The sequence below is a fragment of the Micromonospora sp. SD12 genome (assembly GCF_052068495.1).
GTDB lineage: Bacteria > Actinomycetota > Actinomycetes > Mycobacteriales > Micromonosporaceae > Micromonospora > Micromonospora echinofusca.
The window spans coordinates 65,002-83,430 of sequence record NZ_JBQHDF010000010.1 but is presented as its reverse complement, the minus strand read 5'-3'; the positions used below and the strand labels follow the sequence as shown (position 1 = coordinate 83,430).

Sequence of the window (18,429 nt, the reverse complement as noted above, 5' to 3'; positions counted from 1 at the left end):
CAAGCACGATCCTGGCGGTGAGTCGACGCGCCACCGGCAGCTTCCCGGGGGAGCGGGTCAGGGGGCCGACCGGTGCGCCTCGACGGCCTGACCCATGCGGGTGACGGCCTCGGTGAGAACGGCCGGCGAGGTGGCGAAGTTCAGTCGTACGAAGCCCGCCCCGCCGGTGCCGAAGACGTGCCCGGAGCTGAGGGCGACCCGTGCCCGGTCGAGGAACATCCTCGCCGGCCCGGCGACGTCGCTGACCACGCCGGGCTCGTCCGGCTGCTCCGTGGCGATGCCCAGCGCGGTGCAGTCCAGCCAGGCGAGGTAGGTGCCCTCGGGGCGGCGGTGCGCGACGGACGGAAGGTGCTTCGCCAGCAGCGTCGCGAGCAGCGTGCGGTTGCCGTCGAGACCGTCGAGCAGGAGGTCGAGCCACGGCCCGCCGGCGCGGAACGCGGCGGTGTGGGCGACGACCCCGAGGTGGCTCGGCCCGTGGCTGACCTCCTCCGGCATGCGGCGCAGGTCGGCGACGGCCCGTGGCCCGGCGACCGCGAGCGCGGCCTTGAGCCCGGCGAGGTTCCACGCCTTCGAGGCGGAGGTCAGCGCGAACCCGTTCTCGGCGCCGGCCACCGTCAGGTACGGGGTGAAGTGCGTCCCCGGCAGCACCAGGGGGGCGTGGATCTCGTCGGAGATCACCCGTACGCCGTGCCGGTCGGCCAGCTCGGCGACGGTCTCCAGCTCGTCGCGCCGGTGCACGACGCCGGTCGGGTTGTGCGGGTTGCACAGCAGGAATGCCGGCCGGCGACCGCGGGAACGCGCGCGGCGGAAGGCCTCGTCGAGGGCGGCGGGGTCCATGCGCCGGTCGGGCCCGAGCGGGGCCTCGATCACCTGCCGGTCGGCGTGGGTGGCGAAGGCGTAGAAGGGCGGGTAGACGGGGGAGCAGAGCACGACCGCGTCGCCGGGATCGGTGACGAGCCGCAGCACCTCGACGACGCCCATCATCACGTCGGGCACGAGCGTGGTGCGCTCGACGCGGAAGTCGTGCCACCCCCAGCGCCGGGCGGCGAAGTCGCCGAGCGCCTCGGCGTACGCCGTGCCGTACGCGTAACCGGTGTCGCCGAGGTCGACCGCGCGGCGCAGGGCGTCGGCCACCGGGGGCGCGAGGGGTACGTCCATCTCCGCGACCCACAGCGGGAGCACGTCCGGCGGGTACATGCGCCACTTCACGCTGGTGCGCTGCCGGAGTTCGTCCACCGTGAGCAGGGTCAGCGGGTTGCGGGTCGCCGAGGCGTCGGCGGAGGGGCCGGGGCTTGCCATGCCGCCCACCCTAGGCCGTCCGTCGCCGCCCCGGCGACCGGCGGCATCGCCGCCCGGCACCCGCCGCCAGGGCCGACGCCTCGGCGTCGGCGTGTGCCGCTACCAGCGGTTGCGTGCCTCCTCGGCCCAGCCGACCAGGCCGTCCAGGTCGATCCGCTCGCCGTCGTCGGCCGCCGCCCAGCCCGTGAAGTGCCCGAAGCACTGGTGCGTCTCGTTGGCGAGCACCCCGACGTTGGTCCGGGAGATCTTCTCGTGGAACGGGTGGAACCGCACCGCCACCCGTTCGCCGTCGATCCGCCACGGCCGCAGCCAGTCGGCGCGGTCGTACTCCCAGCGCAGCTCGTTGCCGATCTTGTGCAGCCGGCCGTCGACGAAGACGCCGTTCTCGGTCGAGCCGGTGCCGTCGGTCCACCTGCCGCCGAGCTGGATCGCCCGGCCCGGGCCGCTGCCGGCGGCCCAGTTCCAGCGGACGGCGTACGGCCATTTGCCGCGGCCGTGGTCGAGGACGGCGAAGGAGTCCGCCTCGGCGACGGCATGCCGCACCCCGTCGACCCGCAGCGTGCCGCGTACCGGTCGGCCGAGGTCCTTGACGGTGTACTGGAACCGGCGGGTGCTCCAGGGCACCACCACGCCGAGCGACTCGTGCCCCGCCGGCAGCGGCACCACGAGGTCGACCTCCAGGTTGGGGGCGCTGGCGCGGATCCTGGTGCCGGTCGCCGCCTGGTCGATGTCGATCGAGAGCCCACCGCCGCGGGCCCGTACGGCGCCCGCCCCGCTGACCGGCGGGAAGGTCGTGCCCCGGGCGAGGGGGACCACCGCGCCCCTGTCGATCTCGACCTTCGTCGTGCGGTCGAGCACGTAGAGGCTGTGCACCCCCGCGTAGTCCAGCGACGAGGTAACCAGGCCGACGACGTGGGTCGGCGTGACGACTCCCCAGTACTCCCAGCGCTTGTTGCGGCCCCAGCCGCGCAGGTTCGCCCGGTGCAGCGGGCGGCGGCTCCAGCCCACGGCGGCGGGATTGAGCCGCCCACCCGCGAGACACAGGTCGACCGGCTCGGTGATCTCGTTCTCGTGGGTCACGACGGCGAGGGTAGCCGGCCCGCCTGCGGCGTGGACGCCGACGGCTGCCGCCCCGTCGCGGCGGCCTGGCGGTCGAGGGCGCGCAGGAGGTTGCCGCCGAGGACGGCGTCGCGGTCCCCGGGCGAAAGCCCGTCCAGGCCGATCGGGTCCGCCGCCTGGGCGAAGGAGACGTGGTCGAGGCTGGGGGAGAAGTCGGAGCCCCAGTACAGCCGGCGTGGGCCGAAGCGGTCGAGCAGCAGGTCGACGAAGGGCCGGGCCGCGTGGTGCGGGTAGGCGTGCGCGGGGCGGCTGACCGCGTACAGGCCGGAGACCTTGACCCCGACGTGGGGTAGCCGGGCCAGCCGCGCCAGGGGGGTGAGGACGGCCTCCGCCGTCTCGCGGGTCGGCACCCCGGCCCGTTCCCCGGGCAGGCCGAGGTGGCTGAACAGCACCGTGCAGCCGTCCAGGGCAGCCAGGGCCGGGCCGAGCCCCGCGGTCGCCGTGGGCGTGGCGTTGAGGCTGACCACCGCCCCGGCGCGGTTCAGTGCCGGCGCTTCGCGCGTCGCCCAGACGGTGAACGCCTCCGCCGCCGCCTCGTCCGGCAGGTACGCGGCGACGCCGACGAAGTCGCGGGACAGTCGCCGCGCGATCTCGCCCGCCCGCGCCGGTCCGCCTGCTGGGACGTAGGCGACCGCGGCGATCCAGTCGTGCGCGGCGGCCAGGCGGGCGACGTGGGCGTTGTTGCCGGCGAAGCGAGGCTCGCCCTCGTAGCCGACCACCAGGGCCCGTTCGATGCCGTGCTCGCGGCGTAGTGCCTGGTAGACGGCCAGTTCGTCGCCGCCGGCGGGGGAGTGGCCGTAGCGGCCGGGGTAGCCGTCGGCGAACAGGTGCAGGTGGGCGTCGGCGCGTCGCATGGTCGGACCCTAACCCAACTTTCCGCAGGCCATTGACGCGGCGGCACCCCTGACTTAGGTTCTTGTCTCAATTAGGTCCGGATTCTAGGGCGCGAGCAAGGGGTGAACCGCGTGACGCTGGAAGGCGACAACGTTGATGAACTGGTCCGGCTGCGGCGCCAGCTACATCAACACCCTGAGCTGCGGTTCACCGAAAGGCAGACGGCCGCTACTCTCGAAGGGTTGCTGCGGCCGCTGGGCCGGATCCGGACCGGAATCGCCGGGACGGGCCTGGCCCTGGAGATCGATGGAGCCGCATCCGGACCCGAAGTTCTCCTTCGGGCCGATATGGACGCCTATCCCGTCCAGGACGCCAAGCAACAGCCGTACGCCTCCCGCAACCCCGGCGTCTGCCACGCCTGCGGGCACGACGTACACATGACCGTCGCCTACGGAGTCGCCGCCCGGCTCGCGGCCGACCCGCCGGCCCGCGGCTCGGTGACCCTGCTGTTCCAGCCCGCCGAGGAGATCCCGTTCGGCGCGGACTCCGGCGCCGCCGCGGTGCTCGCCCACGAGGCGTTCCGCGACCGCCGGTACGCCGCCGTCCTCGGCCTGCACTGCTGGCCCGACCTGCCGGCGGGCTCGCTCGGCGTCGACCGGAGCACCGCGATGGCCGCGAAGGACGCGTTCCGCGTCGAGGTGCTCGGGCTGGCCGCGCACGCCGCGACCCCGGCGCTGGGGCGCGACGCCATCCTCGGCCTCACCGCCATGGTCACCACCCTGCACGCCGCCGTCGCCCGGGCCCGCAACCCCGAGGAGCTGGTCGCCTTCAACATCGGCACCATCTCCGGCGGGGCGAGCCAGAGCCAGGTCGCCGCCAGCGCCGAGGCGACCGGGACCCTGCGCACCCACGACCCGGCCGTGCGGGAGCGACTCAAGACGGTGATCGAACGCGTCACCCGCCAGCAGGCCGCCGCGCTCGACCTCGGGGTGCGCTTCACCTGGGCCAACGAGATGCCCCCGGTGCGCAACGCCGCCGAGCTGGTCGCCCTGGCGCACGCCGAACTGCCCGGCATCGTCGACGTCGTCGACCTGCCCGTACCGCCGCTGACCACCGACGACTTCGCGTTGCTCGGCGCGCTCGGCCCGAGCCTCTACGTCAAGCTGGGCGTCACCGGCGAGCGCGGGGGCGCTCCGCTGCACTCCGGCGCGTTCGACGTCGACGAGCGGTGCCTCGTGACGGGGGTGGCCGCACTGGAGCGGCTCACGCGGGCGGTCCTCGACGGCCGGCTGCGTGCCGGCGTCGCCGACGCCGTGCCGGCGCCGGCCGGGGCGGTGGACGCATGAGCCACGGGCCGCGGGTGGCGGTGATCGGCGGCGGCGCGTTCGGCGTGCGGCACGTCGCCGCCTACCAGGCGCTGGGGATCCGGGTCGACGCGCTGGTCGATCCCGACGCGGCCACCCGGCACCGGGTCGCCGCCCGTCACGACGTCCCGCGCACCTTCGCCACCGTCGCCGAACTGCTCGACGCGGGCGCGCCGGACGCCGCCTCCGTGTGCGTGCCCGGCTCCGCCCACCGCGCCGTCGCCGTCGACCTGATCACCGCCGGGGTGCCCGTCCTGGTCGAGAAGCCGCTGGCCGCGACCGTCGCGGACGCCGCCGCCATCGTCGCCGCCGCCGAGGCGTACGGGGTGCTCTGCCAGCCGGGGCACCTCCTGCGCTACAGCCCGGCCCACCGGGCGCTGCACGACGCCGTGCGCGCCGGCCGGCTGGGTCAGGTGCTGGCGGTCTCCTCCCGCCGGGACCGCCCCCGCACCCTGACCCGGCTCTTCCCTGGGGAGCATCCCGCCCTGCTGACCGCCGTGCACGACATCGACCTGGCGCTGTGGTACGCGCAGTCACCGGTGGTGCAGGTGCGCGCGGCGGCCCGGACCCGCCCGGGATCGGCGACGCCGGTGCTGGTGTGGGCGGAGCTTCGACACGCCAACGGCGTCGTGTCGTCGGTCCGCAACAGCTACCTCCTTCCCGAAGACACGCCCAACCACACCGCCGACCTGGTCGAGGTGTACGGCACCGACGGCATCGGCCATGTCGACCTCGCCCACCCCGCCCTGCTCGTGCAGGCCGAGCGGACCGAAGCGCCGGACTGGCTGCTCTCCCCGGCCGACGGCGGTGGCGCGCTCGCCGCCGAGATCCGGCACTTCCTGCGCCGGCTGGACGGCAGCGAGCCCACGCCGGTCGTCCCTCTCGCCGACGGGCTGCACGTGGTGCAGATCGCCGCCGCCGTCGCCGACAGCGCCGCCGCCGACGGCGCCCCCCGCCGAGTTCCCCCATCCCCCTCGCTGACAGGAGCTTCTGCCGATGACTCGACGTAGATTGGCCGCCGGCATCGTCGCCGCCGGCATGGCCGCCGCCGCGTTGCTGACCGGTTGCGGAGGAGACGACGCCTCATCCGGACCGGTCACCCTCAAGGTGCTGACCTGGGAGCCGGGCGGCACCGAGTACTGGAAGCAGGTCAAGACCAGCTTCGAGGCCACCCACCCGGACATCAAGCTGGACATGCAGTCGGTGCCCTTCGACAAGTACCCCGAGGTGCAGGGCCCCTACATCACCTCCCAGTCGGGCCCGGACGTGATGGCCAACAACGCCGGCCTGGAGCTGTTCGACCGGCGCGGCGCGTACGAGCCGCTGGGCGACAAGGCGGCCGAGATCAACAAGGACCTCGTCACCTACAGCGGCGCCTGCGAGGGCTTCGACACCGCCAAGCCCTGTTACGGCGTGCCCTTCTCGTACCAGGGCAACGTCCTCTACTACAACAAGAGCATCCTGACCGCCGCGGGGCTCGACCCGGAGAAGCCGCCGGCGACCTGGACCGAGTTCAGCGCCGCCTGCGACGCCGTGAAGAAGGCCGGCAAGACCTGCCTGGCCCTCGGACTGTCGGGGACCTTCCCCGCCTACTGGGACTTCCCCGAGATCGCCCGCAGCTACCTGAGCGAGGACGACATCCGCGGCCTGCTGGCCGGCACCCTGTCGTGGAAGGACCCGAAGCTGGTCGCGGTGCTGGGCAAGCTCGCCGAGATCACCACCAAGGGCTGGGCGAACAGCAACGCCCCGTCGATCACGATGCTCCCCGACGGCGCGGACATCTTCCAGCGCGGCGACGCCGCATTCGCCGGGACGATCATCTCCGACGCGGTGAACTGGGAGGCGTTCGGCAAGGCCCTCGGCGACGACAAGCTCGGCGTGACCCGCTGGCCGGCCGCCGACCCGGGCGCCCCGCTGGCGCAGAAGTTCTCCGGCATCGAGGGCGCCGTCTACGGCGTGACGAAGTGGAGCGAGAAGAAGCAGGCCGGGCTGGAGTTCATCACCTGGCTCGCCGGCAAGGAGAACGGCGAGCTGTGGGTGAAGCACGCCAAGGGCCAGCCGCTGAACAAGAACGTCGACAAGGCGCTGCTGCCCTCCTCGCCGGCCTTCCAGAAGATCCAGGAGCTGGTCGCCGAGCCGACCCTGCACGCCGGGGTGATGCTCTCCGGGCCCGAGGCCGACGCGCTGGCGCGCGGCTGGCAGCAGGTGAGCCTCGGTCAGCTGACCGTCGACAAGTGGGCCGAGCAGATGCAGCAGGCGCTGGAGCGCAGCCCCACCAAGAAGCAGGCCAAGTAGCCGTACGGGGCGGGGCGGGACACGCCCCGCCCCGCCAGCCGGAGAAGGAAGCCAGATGACGATCTCCACCGCGCCGGTGCCGGAGCCGGTGGCCGCCGACAAGCCGACCCGATCCGCCCGGCGGCCCCCGCGCCCCGGCCGGGCCCGCGAGTGGTGGCTGGGTGCCGTGCTGGTGCTGCCCGCGCTGGTCCTGGCCGTGATGTTCAAGGTGGTGCCCCTGATCCGGGGCGTGATCACCAGCACCGAGTCGTCCAGCGGGTTCGGTGGCAGCTCGTTCGCCGGGGCCGACAACTACACCCGCATGCTCGACGACCCGATGGTGCTCACCAGCTTCCGCAACGCCCTGCTGGTGGTGGCCACCCTGCCGGTGTGGATCGTGCTGCCGCTGGTGCTGGCGCTGCTGATCCACCAGCGCTCGCCGGGCTGGAAGTTCTTCCGGGCCGTCTACTTCGTCCCGTACACCATCGCCCCGATCGTCGTCGGCATCATGTTCCGGCAGATCCTCGCCCCGGACGGTCCGCTCAACGCCCTGCTGCGTACGGTCGGCCTCGAACCGCTGGCGATCCAGTGGCTCAACGGCCGGTACAGCGCGCTGTTCTCGCTGGTCGCGGTCGCCCTGTGGAGCTTCTTCGGCCTGGGCGTGATGACCTACCTGGCGGGCCTGGCCACCATCCCCGAGGAGACGCTCGAGGCGGCCTACCTCGACGGCGCCGGGTTCTGGCGTCGGCTGCTCTCCGTGGTGGTGCCGATGCTGCGGCCCACCGTGGCGTACTGGAGCGTGCTGTGCGCCTCCGGCGTCCTGATCTGGCTCTTCCCGCTGATCTACGCGTTGACCCAGGGCGGGCCGGGCGACGCCACGATGCTGCCGGAGTACCTGGTCTTCCTGACCACCTTCCAGTTCCTGGACCGGGGCTACGGCTCCGCCATCGGCATCGCGCTGTTCGTCTTCGTCGCCGTGCTCTCCATCTTCAGCGTGCGGCACATGTTCACAGAGGGGACCAGGAAGCCGCGATGAACCAGCGCCACTTCGCCCGGGCCGGGCGCTACCTGCTCACGTTCGCGCTGGTCGTCGTCGCGGTCGCGGCGGTCTACCCGCTGCTGTTCACGGTGGTCAGCTCGCTGAAGACGCAGACGGGCTTCGCCCAGGACCCGCTGGGGCTGCCGAGCGGGATCACCCTCGACAACTACCTCGAGGCGTTCCGCCGGATGGACATGCCCCGGCTGCTGCTCAACTCGCTGATCACCACCGTGGGCGGGCTGGTGCTGTCGGTGCTCGCCGCGCTGCTGGTCGCGTACGCGGTGACGAAGCTGCGCTTCCGCGGCGGCAAGGTGGTCTTCCTGCTGATCATCATCACCCTGACCATCCCCGGTCAGGCGATCATCTACCCGCTCTACCAGACCGTGCTGGACCTGGGCATGTCCGGCGAGTACCAGGGGCTGATCCTGGCGTACGCGGCGTTCGGGCTGCCCCTGGGCACCTACCAGCTCGCCGGCTACTTCCAACAGGTGCCCGACGAGCTGATCGAGGCGGCCCGGGTCGACGGCGCGGGCCACTTCACCATCCTGTTCCGGCTGCTGGCCCCGATCGCCGCGCCGGCACTCGCGGCGCTGGCCATCTTCAACTTCGTCTGGATGTGGAACGACCTGCTGCTGCCCCTGGTCATCATGGGCGGTTCGGACAGCAAGACCCTGATGGTGGGCGTCAGCCTGCTCAGCGGCCAGTACGACGTGTCGGTGCCGCTGGTCAGCGCCGGCCTGATCGTCGCCCTGCTGCCGGTGCTGATCATCTACCTGGTCTTCCAGCGCCAGCTCGTCTCCGGCGCGCTCGCCGGCTCCGGCAAGTGATCCGCCCGGTGGCCGGCTCCGACCCCGGCCCCGTTCCCGCCGGCCCCGGCCCGGCCCGCCCCGGCGGGGTCGCGCCGGCGGCCGATCCCGGGGCTGCGGGGCCGGGGGAGCAGCTGTGCCACCTCTACCGTCTGCGGCCGGGTGCCGAGGAGGAGTACGAGCGCCGGCACGCCGAGATCTGGCCGGAGATGTCGGCGTTGCTGGACGAGGCGGGCGTCTACGACTACCACATCTACCGGCACGGGCTGCTGCTGATCTGCGTGCTGCGCACCCGCGACGGCTACCCGCGGGCGCGCCGGGTCACCGGGGCATCCGCCGTGCAGGCGCGGTGGACGCGGTCGCTGGCGCACCTGTTCGCCGAGATCGCCGACGCCGACGGCGAGCCGCTGTGGGCGTACCCGGTCTTCCACCACGCGGGCCGGCCGCCCCCGGCGTGAGCGGGACGGCCCGTACGACGGTTGCCCGGCGGCGCACGCCGCCGGGCAACCGTCGCGTGTGCTCAGACCGCGTAGGCGACGGAGCCGTCCGCGCGCAGCGGGATGCGGTGCAGGGGCCGGCCCGTCAGGTCCAGGGGCGCGGCGTCGGTGAGGTCGAGCGTCACGCCGAGCCCGGGCTCCTCGGGCACCGGCAGGAAGCCGCCCTCGCGCCGTACGCACGCCCGCGCCGGGCCCTCGGCCAGCTGGTCGTCGAGGGGGGAGTACTCCTGCACCACGAAGTTGGGGATTGCGGTGTCGAGGTGTACCGAGGCCATCGTCAGCAGCGGGCCGAGGCAGTTGTGGCTGACGACGGCGGCGTGGTGTGCCTCCGCCAGGGCGGCGATCTTGCGGGCGTGACTGATGCCGCCGGCCAGGCCCAGGTCGGGGCGGACGTACTGGGCCCCGCCCTGGGCGAGCAGCTCCTTGAACTCCCAGATGGTGTGCAGCCGTTCGCCGTTGGCCATCGGCACGCCGAGGGCCCGCCGGGCGACGTCGGCCTGGCTGCTGACGCTGTCGATCTGGATCGGGTCCTCCACCAGCAACGGCAGGTGCCGGGCCAGCGCGGGCACGACCGCTTCGGCCTGCAACGGGGTGAGCTTGCGGTGCAGCTCGACGAGCAGGTCCACGTCGGGGCCGACGGTGTCGCGTACCGCCGCCGTGGTGGCCTCGGTGGCGGTGACCAGGCGGGCCAGCGACAGGTCGGCGTAGTCGGCCGGCAGCGGATCGAACTTGACCGCGGTGAAGCCGTCGGCCACGGCCGCCGCCGCCTGCGCCGCCAGCGCGTCGGCGCCGGTGCCGGGCAGCAGCAGGTGCAGGCGGATCCGTTCGCGTACGCGCCCGCCCAGCAACTGCCAGACCGGGACCCCGAGCCGCTTGCCGAGCAGGTCCCACAGGGCGATGTCCACCGCGGCCACGGCGGCGGAGAGCACCGAGCCCCGGAACGGGCCCATCCGGTAGAGGTGGTGCCAGTGGTGCTCGATGCGGCGGGGGTCGGCGCCGAGCAGGTGGGGACGGAACGCCTCCACCACGGCGTGCACCGCGGCGGGGTAGCCCCAGCACGCGGACTGGCCGACGCCGACCAGCCCGTCCGACGTGTGCAGCTGGACGAAGTGCGCGTCGCCCAGCACCACCGACTCGACGGCGGTGATCTCCATACCTGCCCCCAAATTAGAGACCAATAACGGCCAGAAACTTGCTAGTGCACTCTTCCATAGCCTTACGGAGCTGGTCTAGGCTTCGGAACGAACGAGCCGCAATAAGGCTCTAACTGCTATTGGGGGTGTGATGGGTCTGCCGGACGACTATCGGCTCATGGCCCGGATCCGCCGGTTCGAGGAGCGGCTGGCCGCCCTCAAGGACGACGGCGAGATCCCGGGCTCGATCCACCTGTGCAACGGCCAGGAGGCGATCCCGGTCGGCGCCTGCCGGGCGCTACGCGACGGCGACCACGTGACCGCCACCTACCGCGGCCACGGCTGGGCGGTCGCCCGGGGCGTCGACATGACCGGGCTCTTCGCCGAGATGATGGGGCGCGACTCCGCGCTCTGCGGCGGCCGGGCCGCCTCGCCGTACCTGTCCGACCCGAGCCGCTGGTTCCTGGGGGAGAACTCCATCGTCGGCGCCGGAGTGCCGGTCGCCGCCGGCGCCGCGCTGACCGCGCAGCGCACCGGCAGCGGCGCGGTCTCGCTGGTCAGCATCGGCGACGGCGCGATGAATCAGGGCAACGTGCACGAGGCGATCAACCTCGCCGCCGTGCTGGACCTGCCGCTGGTGCTGGTCGTGGAGAACAACGTCTACTCCGAGATGTCCCGCATCGAGGACATGGTCCGCGTACGCCAGCTCGCCGAGCGCGCCGCCGGCTACGGCATTCCCGGCCGGGTCGTCGACGGCAACGACCCCGACGCCGTGGCCGAGGCCGTCGGCGAGGCCGTCACCCGGGCCCGCGAGGGTGCCGGCCCCTCCATCGTGGAGGCGATGACCGAACGGCTGGTCGGCCACTACAGCGGCGACGTGCAGCACTACCGGCCGGCCGGCGAGATCGCCGCCGCCCGCACGCGCGAGCCCCTGGCCCGGATCCGGCAGGCCGCTGACGCCACGCTCGCCGCCCGGCTCGACGCCATCGACGCCGAGGTGGCCGCCGAGGTCGAGGCCGCCGTCACCGCCGCCCGCGCCGTGCCGTTCCCGGACCCGGCGACCGCCAAGGAGCACGTCCATGTCTGAGTCCCTGCGCTACATCCAGGCCGTCAACGCCGCACTCACCTGGGCCCTGGACAGCCGCGACGACACCGTCTACTTCGGCGAGGACGTCGCCCTGCCCGGCGGGCCGTTCGGCGCCACCAAGGGGCTGCACAAGCGGTTCGGCTCCGCCCGCATCTTCGACACCCCCATCTCCGAGAGCGGCTTCCTCGGCATGGCCCTCGGCGCGGCGATGACCGGCCTGCGCCCGATCGCCGAGATCATGTACGCCGACTTCTCGTTCGTGGCGATGGACCAGTTCGTCAACCAGATCTCGACCATCCACTACTCCAGCAACGGCCGGTGGAGGGCGCCGCTGGTGATCCGGATGCAGCAGGGCTACTCGCCCGGCGCCTGCGCCCAGCACTCCCACTCGCCGGAGGCGTACTTCGCGCACACCCCGGGCCTGCGCGTCGCACTGCCGGCCACCCCCGACGACGCGTACCAGATGCTACGCACCGCCGTGGTCAGCGACGATCCCGTGGTCGTCGCCGAGGCGCGGATGCTCTACCCGACGCGCGGGCCCGTGCGCACCGACGCCCCGGTCGAACCCGTCGGCGGCGCCCGCGTGGTCCGCCCGGGCGGCGACGTCACCGTGGTCGCCTGGTCCCGGATGGTCGGTGCCGCGCTCGACGCGGCGGGCCAGCTGGTCGAGGAGGGCATCGAGGCCGAGGTGATCGACCTGCGCTGGCTCAACCCGCTCGACTTCGACACGGTCGCCGCCTCCGTGGCGCGCACGGGCCGCCTGGTCGTCGCCCACGAGGCGAACCTGACCGGAGGGTTCGGCGCGGAGATCGCCGCCCGGGCCGCCGCCGAGTGCTTCGCCGACCTGCGCGCCCCGGTCGCCCGGGTGGCCGCCCCGGACGTGCCGATGCCCGCCGCCCCCGCCCTCCAGGCCGCCGTGGTGCCCGAGGCCGCCGACGTGGTGGCGGCGGTGCGCCGGACGGTCCATCCGTGAGCGTCGACACCCCGCAGGCCGGCCTGCTGGCCGGCCGGCGGGTGGTCGTCGTCGGCGGCGCCTCCGGCATCGGCCTCGCCACCGTCCGGGCCGCGGCCGCCGCCGGCGCGGCGGTGGCCGTGCTGGACGCCGACGGCGACGGCGCGGCCAGCGCCGCCGAGCAGGCGCGCGCCGCCGGTGCGAGCGCCTGCGCCCGGCGGGTCGACGTGACCGTCGAGGCCGAGGTCGCCGCCGCCGTCGACGGCGCCGCCACCGACCTCGGCGGCATCGACGCCGTGCTGCACGTGGCGGGCGTCATGCGCGGGCAGGGTCTGGACGTCCGGGAGGTCACCGCCGAGCTGTGGTCCCAGGTGCTCGCCGTCAACCTGACCGGGCCGTTCCTCGTCGCCAAGCACGCCGTACGACACCTCGCCGGCCGGTCCGGCGTCCTCGTGCTCGTCGGGTCCAAGGCGGGCGTGCTGAACGGATCGGGGTCGGTACCCTACGGCGCGAGCAAGGGAGGGCTGCACGGCCTGGCGCTCACCCTGGCCCGACAGCTCCGTCCACAGGGGATCCGTGTGCACGCGCTCTGCCCCGGCGACATCGACACGCCGCTGATGCGCAGGTCGTTGGCCGAGGCGCGGACCAACGGCGCGGACGGGGAGCGGGTCGCGGAGATCGAGGCCGCCCTTGGTCGGCCGGAGGACGTCGCGTCCACGCTGGTCCTGCTGGCATCGCCGGTCAGCGACGGTGTCGTGGGCACCGTCCACACCGGCTGAGCAGCCGACCCGAGGACGGCGACGACGTGGAGGCGACAAGGTGATCGGCATCATCGGACCGGAGGACTCGATCCGGCTCGTGCAGGAGGTCTCCGCCGGGGAGGGGCGGGCCGGGGACCTCACGGTCCGCGCCTACACCCGACCCGAGCAGGCCCCCGAGCTGGCCCGCGAACTCGACGAACTGTGCCAGGTGCTGCTGTTCACCGGGCGCATCCCGCACGCCTTCGCGGCCTCCGCCGGGGGGCTGCGCGCCGAGATCGACTACATGCCGCACGCCGGCATCGACCTCTACCGCACGCTGTCGCGGATGCTGCTGGCCAGCGGTGGGCGGCTGCCCACGGTCAGCGTGGACACCATCGAGGCCGACATCGTCCGGGAGACCTACCACGACATCGAGCTGACCCCGCCCACCGAGATCCTGCCCATCGCCGACTCCTCGGGGCTGCTCTTCTCCGGCCTCGACGAGATCGTCGCCTTCCACCGCGAGCGGTACGCCTCGGGCGCCGTCGAGGCGTGCCTGACCTGCCTCGGTGCGGTCCACCGCGACCTGCGCGAGAGCGGGGTGCCGGTCTGGCGTGTCGAGCACACCCGCGCCTCGGTCCGCGACGCCCTGCGCCGGGCCTGGCTCGCCGCGGAGATCCGGCAGTCCCGGGCCACCCAGATCGCGGTCATGATGATCGAGGTGGCCGAGCAGGGCGGCCGCGGGCACGACACGTACCAGGTGGAGCGGCAGCGGCTGCGGCTGCGCGAGGCCCTGCTGGAACACGCCGAGCGGATGCGCGGCCGGCTGAGCACGATCGACGACCGTACGCTGCTCATCACCACCACCCGGGGCACCGTGGAGAGCGCCATCGCCCGGCAGCGCTCCGGGCACGCGACGCTGCTCACCCTGCGCGGCGTCGACGTCGAGCACACCGTCGGCTTCGGCGCGGGCACCACCATCGCCGCCGCCGAGGACAACGCCCGCAAGGCACTGGCACTCGGCCGGGGCAGCGGCGACACCCACGTGGTCTTCCCCGACGGGGAGATCTACTCCAGCCGCGAGAGCCCGGTGAAGCAACGGCTCCGCGAGACCGCGTCCGGGGTGCTGCGCATCTCCGAGCAGTTGCGGCTCGGGCCGCTGTCCACCCGCCGGCTGCTGGAGGCGCTGCGCCAGACGGACCCGAACGAGGTGACCGCGCGGGGCCTGGCCGACGCGTACGGGGTGGAGGTCCGCTCGGCACGCCGGCTGCTCAACTCCCTGCGTGCCGCGGGCTACGCCGAGGAGATCGGCGTGCACGTCAGCACCGGCGCGGGCCGGCCGCAGACCGTCTACCGGGTGGAGATGCAGCGGCTGTTCGACGAGATCGGCGGTGGGGTGTGAGATTCGAACCCACCTTCCTGGTCACCGCCACGTTCGCCGCCGACGCCGCCGTCCGACGTGAACCCCACCGGCAGGAGCACCTCGCCCGCGTCGAGGCCCTGCTCGCCGACGGCACCGCCCTGATCGCCGGGGCACGGGCCGACCTCGGCGCCTCCGTCCTCGTCCTGCGGGCCGCCGACGCCACCGCCGCCCGCGCCCTCTGCGAAGAGGATCCCTACTGGCGGCACGGGGTGTGGACGGCCATCGACGTGGCCGACTACCTGGCCGCCATCCCGCCACCCCATGGAAGGTCATGATGTCGCAGTACCGTCAGATCACCGGAATCCGGGTGCGGGGCGCCGCGTCCGCGCCGTACGCCGCCCAGCTGCTGACCCAGGCGTGGGGGGAGCGCCCCGACGCGGTGACGGTCGACCTGGACGTCGACCCGACCCTGCCCGAGGGCGGCTACCGCATCGAGGTGCCCGAACGGGGCGACATCCGGCTCACCGGTGACCCCTTCGCCGGCCTGATCTACGCCGCCCGGGAGCTGACCACCCTGGCCACGCCGGCCGGTCTGCCCGTTGGCGTGCGGACCGACTCGCCCGGGTTGCCGCTGCGGACACTGTGGACCTGGGACCACTCCACCAACTGGGACCTGCGCCAGCTCGGCCAGCAGGAGATCGGCGCGCTCAACCCGTACGCCAAGGGCGCCGACGCCTTCGGCGCCGACTACCGCCGGCTGGTCGACTTCTGCAGCCGCGAGCGGATCGGCGGCATCGTGGTCTACGGGTTGCTGCGCGACGCCCACGGCGGCGTCGAGGCGGCCCGCGAGCTGTGCGAGTACGCCAACGCCCGGGGCGTACGCATCATCGCCGGCATCGGCGTCAACGCCTACGGGGGCATCTACTTCGACGGCCGGCACCGCTACAACCTCGCCACCTGGCTGCGCCAGCGGCCCGACCTGGCCGCCGAGCTGCCCAAGAAGGTGGGCTTCGACATCGACGACTTCGGCGACCTGCACTTCCCGGCCAGCGAGTACATGATGGCCGCCTGCCCCTCGCAGCCGGACAACCTCGCCTGGCACCGCGACGCCGTCGACTGGCTGCTGGACACCCTGCCCGTCGGGGGCATCAACTTCGAGACCGGCGACTACGGCAGCTGCGCCTGCCGGCGCTGCGCCGCCCGCACGGGCGGCGAGCGGACCTCCTGGTCGTACGAGGCGATGCGCTCGGTCTACCCGACGCTGCTGGAGACGGCTCGGCGCACCGGCCCGGCGGGCGTACCGCTGCGGCACCTGGTCGAGGTCTACTGGGACAACATCTTCGACCTGGAGGCGCAGAAGCCGCTGGCCGAGCTGCCCGACGACGTGGCCTACCAGTACTGCGTCAACCGGGGCTTCTGGTACGACAACCGGCACCGGCTCACCGCCGCGCACGTCGAGCAGCTCCCGCACACCACCAACGTGCTGCGCACCCACGCCGGCTCCCAGTGGAACCGGCAGCGGCACTCCTGGGTGCCCGACATGTACGCCGACATGGGCATCCGGGCCGGCGACGCCGGGCTGCGCGGGCTGACGATCTTCGCCGAGGCGTCCGCGTACCACCCCACCAACGAGATCAGCTACCTGGCGTACGCCCGCTTCACCTGGAACCCCGACCTGGCCTGGGCCGACTTCTGGCGCGACGAGGTCGTTCCCCGCTTCGGCGGCGCGGCCGAGGCCGAGGCGTTCCGCGACGCGGCGGCCGTGCTCGACGACGGCGTGGCCACGGCGGACGCCCTCGCCGCGGTGCGCGGGGACGCCCTGGCGATGGTCGCCGCCACCGGTGGCGAGGTGCAGCGCCGGTGGCTGTGGCTGGCGGAGCGGGCCGCCCGACACGCCCACTCCGCCGGCTGATCGGGCGACGCCCGAGCCGGCGCCCGGAGGAGCGCACCGGGTCGCGGGCCGAGAACCGCGGTAAAGGGGCCCCGGGCGTCGAGGAAGGCGAAGCCGTGCGGGAGGGGGTCGTGCGAGGGCCGTCGAGTCTCGCGTCCCGGTGGGTCAGTCGCCCCAGGCGTTGGCGTCCAGGAGCATGTCCCAGGTCAGGTAGGGCAGCTCGGGGTGGCGCTGGTGCAGGATCTCGCCGGGCAGGCTGGCGGCCGGCGCCTTGCGGGGGTTCGCCAGCGCCTGCGCCTCGATCGCGTCGGTGACGGCCCGGGCGCCGCCGAGTCGGGGGTGGCGTCGGTGGACGCGCTCGGCGTACGCGGGCGGCACCGGGCTGTCGGTGCCCATGAGGTCGATGCCGATCCCGGTCTGGGCGATGCCGATCTCGGGCGGTCGGCGGCGCTGGAAGACCGGTGAGTCGCGGAAGCCGCGCGTGGTGTGCATGGCGATCGCGTCCCACACGGTGTCGACCCGGCGGTCGGTGACGCCCCGTTCCTCGAGGAACCGGGCGGCGAAGTCCGCACCGTCCATCTCGAAGCGCTGGTCGGAGTTGGCGTGCCCGGTCAGGCCCATGTCGTGCAGGGCGCAGATCAGGAACACGACCTCCTCGTCGTAGTCGCGCCCGGGGCGCCGGCCGGCCCGCGCGGCGGCCTCGCGGGCGAAGAGGAAGCTGCGCAGGCTGTGGTTGCGCAGGAAGGCCTCCTGCGCGTCCTCGATCAGCCGGATCGCCTCGCGGGCCAGCCGGGTGGACGGGAAGGACAGGTCGGCCTCCGGTTGGTCGTGCGCGGCGGCCGGGGTGGCGGCCACCAGCCCGGTGAGTACGCCGGCGCCGGCGGCCAGGCCCGTGCCGAGGGCCGTGCGTCGGGAGAAGGAAGGGGTCACGGGGTACCTCGTCTCTCAGGGGTGGGGTGTGCCGAGCGGAAGCGCTGGCGGTACTCGGCCGGGGTGGTGCCGATGCCGCGCAGAAAGGCGCGGCGCATGGTGTCGTCCGAGCCGAAGCCGCAGACGCGGGCGATGCGGTCCACGCCGTCGTGGGTCGCCTCGAGCAGGGTCTTCGCCGCCTCCACCCGGACCTGCTCGACGTACCGGGTGGGGGTGGTCCCGACCGTGCGGCGGAACAGGCGGGTGAGGTGCCGTTCGCTGAGCGACGCGTGCGCCGCCATCGTGGCGAGCGTGTGCGGGGCGGCCGGGTCGGCGGCGACGGCGTCCAGGACGCGGCGCAGGGCGCTGCCGGGGGCGGCCGTGGCGCTGCCCCGCACGGTGAACTGGGACTGGCCGCCGGGGCGGTGCAGGAAGACCACCAGGTACTTCGCGGTGGTGCGGGCGCGCTCGGGGCCGTGGTCGTCCTCGACCAGCGTCAACGTCAGGTCGATGCCCGCGGTCACGCCGGCCGAGGTGAACAGCGGCCCGTCCCGCACGTAGAGGGCGTCGGGCCGGACCCGGACCGCGGGGAACCGCGCCGCGAGTTCCGCGCAGGCCGCCCAGTGGGTGGTGGCCCGGCGGCCGTCGAGCAGCCGCGCCGCCGCGAGCAGGAACGCGCCGGTGCAGATGGCCGCGGTACGGCGGGCGAGCGCGCTGAGGCGGGGGAGTTCGGCGACGAGGGCCGGCGGCGGCTGCGCCGTGGCGAGGGGGAGGCCGGGCACCAGGAGCGTGTCGAAGCGGTGCCGCACCTGGTGCAGGGTCAGCTCCACGTCGAGCGGTACGCCCACGTCGGTGCGCACCGCGCGACCGTCCACCGAGGCCAGTCGGATCCGGTAGCCGCCGCTGCCGTGCAGCACCTGCACGGGCCCCGCCACGTCGAGCAGCACGACGCCGTCGTGCACCACCACGACCACCTCGCGGGTCCGGAGGATCTCCACACCAGAAGTCTGGTCACCCCCTGCCGAGGGCCACAAGGACGGCCGCACCGCACATCCGGCCATCCGGGGCCCCGCCCACGAACGACCGTACGGCCGTGCCGCGCCCTTGCGCCGAGGGGCCAGG

Annotated in this window: 18 protein-coding genes; 12 read left to right on the top strand and 6 right to left on the bottom strand. The window is 73.7% G+C overall.

Going from position 1 to position 18,429, the window contains the following annotated elements; all coding sequences use genetic code 11:
• Positions 1-57: 57 nt before the first annotated feature.
• The 3 genes from ACTMS2_RS19895 to ACTMS2_RS19885 form a co-directional block, all read right to left on the bottom strand.
• Positions 58-1,299, bottom strand: coding sequence for a MalY/PatB family protein (locus ACTMS2_RS19895; protein WP_441176751.1), 1,242 nt, complete (start codon positions 1,297-1,299; stop codon positions 58-60).
• Positions 1,300-1,398: 99 nt separating this feature from the next.
• Entirely contained in the window at positions 1,399-2,379 is a 981-nt protein-coding gene (locus tag ACTMS2_RS19890) for a DUF2804 domain-containing protein (RefSeq protein WP_441176750.1), read from the bottom strand.
• Entirely contained in the window at positions 2,376-3,272 is an 897-nt protein-coding gene (locus ACTMS2_RS19885) for an amidohydrolase family protein (RefSeq protein WP_441176749.1), read from the bottom strand. The genes ACTMS2_RS19890 and ACTMS2_RS19885 overlap by 4 nt, the downstream gene beginning before the upstream one ends.
• Positions 3,273-3,374: 102 nt before the next feature.
• On the opposite strand from ACTMS2_RS19885, the gene ACTMS2_RS19880 reads away from it, so the two are divergent.
• From ACTMS2_RS19880 to ACTMS2_RS19855, 6 genes are read left to right on the top strand one after another with little or no spacing between them, the layout of a single operon-like run.
• Complete coding sequence (locus ACTMS2_RS19880) at positions 3,375-4,598, top strand: M20 metallopeptidase family protein (protein ID WP_441176748.1); 1,224 nt, start codon at positions 3,375-3,377, stop codon at positions 4,596-4,598.
• Positions 4,595-5,626, top strand: coding sequence for a Gfo/Idh/MocA family protein (locus tag ACTMS2_RS19875; protein WP_441176746.1), 1,032 nt, complete (start codon positions 4,595-4,597; stop codon positions 5,624-5,626). The genes ACTMS2_RS19880 and ACTMS2_RS19875 overlap by 4 nt, the downstream gene beginning before the upstream one ends.
• Positions 5,613-6,911 (top strand): ABC transporter substrate-binding protein, encoded by a 1,299-nt coding sequence (locus tag ACTMS2_RS19870; RefSeq protein ID WP_441176745.1) that lies wholly within the window; start codon positions 5,613-5,615, stop codon positions 6,909-6,911. Before ACTMS2_RS19875 ends, ACTMS2_RS19870 begins: the two co-directional genes overlap by 14 nt.
• A gap of 55 nt (positions 6,912-6,966) precedes the next feature.
• Positions 6,967-7,926 carry a carbohydrate ABC transporter permease gene (locus ACTMS2_RS19865; protein WP_089000831.1) on the top strand — a complete coding sequence of 320 codons (960 nt, stop codon included), beginning with the start codon at positions 6,967-6,969 and terminating at the stop codon, positions 7,924-7,926.
• Positions 7,923-8,756, top strand: coding sequence for a carbohydrate ABC transporter permease (locus ACTMS2_RS19860; protein WP_363901345.1), 834 nt, complete (start codon positions 7,923-7,925; stop codon positions 8,754-8,756). The genes ACTMS2_RS19865 and ACTMS2_RS19860 overlap by 4 nt, the downstream gene beginning before the upstream one ends.
• 8 nt (positions 8,757-8,764) lie before the next feature.
• Positions 8,765-9,193 carry an L-rhamnose mutarotase gene (locus ACTMS2_RS19855; protein ID WP_441176743.1) on the top strand — a complete coding sequence of 143 codons (429 nt, stop codon included), beginning with the start codon at positions 8,765-8,767 and terminating at the stop codon, positions 9,191-9,193.
• Between the two features lie 62 nt (positions 9,194-9,255).
• On the opposite strand, the gene ACTMS2_RS19850 is transcribed toward ACTMS2_RS19855, so the two are convergent.
• Positions 9,256-10,386, bottom strand: coding sequence for a mandelate racemase/muconate lactonizing enzyme family protein (locus ACTMS2_RS19850; protein ID WP_441176742.1), 1,131 nt, complete (start codon positions 10,384-10,386; stop codon positions 9,256-9,258).
• A gap of 130 nt (positions 10,387-10,516) precedes the next feature.
• Between ACTMS2_RS19850 and ACTMS2_RS19845 the strand changes: the two genes are divergently transcribed.
• Genes ACTMS2_RS19845 through ACTMS2_RS19820 form a run of 6 tightly spaced genes read left to right on the top strand, consistent with a single transcriptional unit; the run spans position 10,517 to position 16,419 of the window.
• Positions 10,517-11,452: a thiamine pyrophosphate-dependent dehydrogenase E1 component subunit alpha gene (locus ACTMS2_RS19845; protein WP_441176741.1), complete on the top strand. Its 936-nt coding sequence runs from the start codon at positions 10,517-10,519 to the stop codon at positions 11,450-11,452.
• Complete coding sequence (locus ACTMS2_RS19840; RefSeq protein WP_441176740.1) at positions 11,445-12,425, top strand: alpha-ketoacid dehydrogenase subunit beta; 981 nt, start codon at positions 11,445-11,447, stop codon at positions 12,423-12,425. The genes ACTMS2_RS19845 and ACTMS2_RS19840 overlap by 8 nt, the downstream gene beginning before the upstream one ends.
• Positions 12,422-13,183, top strand: coding sequence for an SDR family NAD(P)-dependent oxidoreductase (locus ACTMS2_RS19835; protein WP_441176739.1), 762 nt, complete (start codon positions 12,422-12,424; stop codon positions 13,181-13,183). Before ACTMS2_RS19840 ends, ACTMS2_RS19835 begins: the two co-directional genes overlap by 4 nt.
• Positions 13,184-13,223: 40 nt before the next feature.
• A complete protein-coding gene (locus tag ACTMS2_RS19830) occupies positions 13,224-14,546 on the top strand; it encodes a hypothetical protein (RefSeq protein ID WP_441176738.1) in 1,323 nt (440 codons plus the stop codon).
• Positions 14,543-14,842, top strand: a complete 300-nt coding sequence (locus tag ACTMS2_RS19825) for a YciI family protein (RefSeq protein ID WP_101409390.1) — start codon at positions 14,543-14,545, stop codon at positions 14,840-14,842. The genes ACTMS2_RS19830 and ACTMS2_RS19825 overlap by 4 nt, the downstream gene beginning before the upstream one ends.
• Positions 14,842-16,419, top strand: coding sequence for a hypothetical protein (locus ACTMS2_RS19820; protein ID WP_441176737.1), 1,578 nt, complete (start codon positions 14,842-14,844; stop codon positions 16,417-16,419). Before ACTMS2_RS19825 ends, ACTMS2_RS19820 begins: the two co-directional genes overlap by 1 nt.
• Positions 16,420-16,563: 144 nt before the next feature.
• On the opposite strand, the gene ACTMS2_RS19815 is transcribed toward ACTMS2_RS19820, so the two are convergent.
• Both ACTMS2_RS19815 and ACTMS2_RS19810 read right to left on the bottom strand, forming a co-directional pair.
• Positions 16,564-17,328 carry an HD domain-containing protein gene (locus ACTMS2_RS19815; RefSeq protein ID WP_441176736.1) on the bottom strand — a complete coding sequence of 255 codons (765 nt, stop codon included), beginning with the start codon at positions 17,326-17,328 and terminating at the stop codon, positions 16,564-16,566.
• Positions 17,325-18,305 (bottom strand): GlxA family transcriptional regulator, encoded by a 981-nt coding sequence (locus ACTMS2_RS19810; RefSeq protein WP_441176734.1) that lies wholly within the window; start codon positions 18,303-18,305, stop codon positions 17,325-17,327. Before ACTMS2_RS19810 ends, ACTMS2_RS19815 begins: the two co-directional genes overlap by 4 nt.
• Positions 18,306-18,429 lie beyond the last annotated feature (124 nt).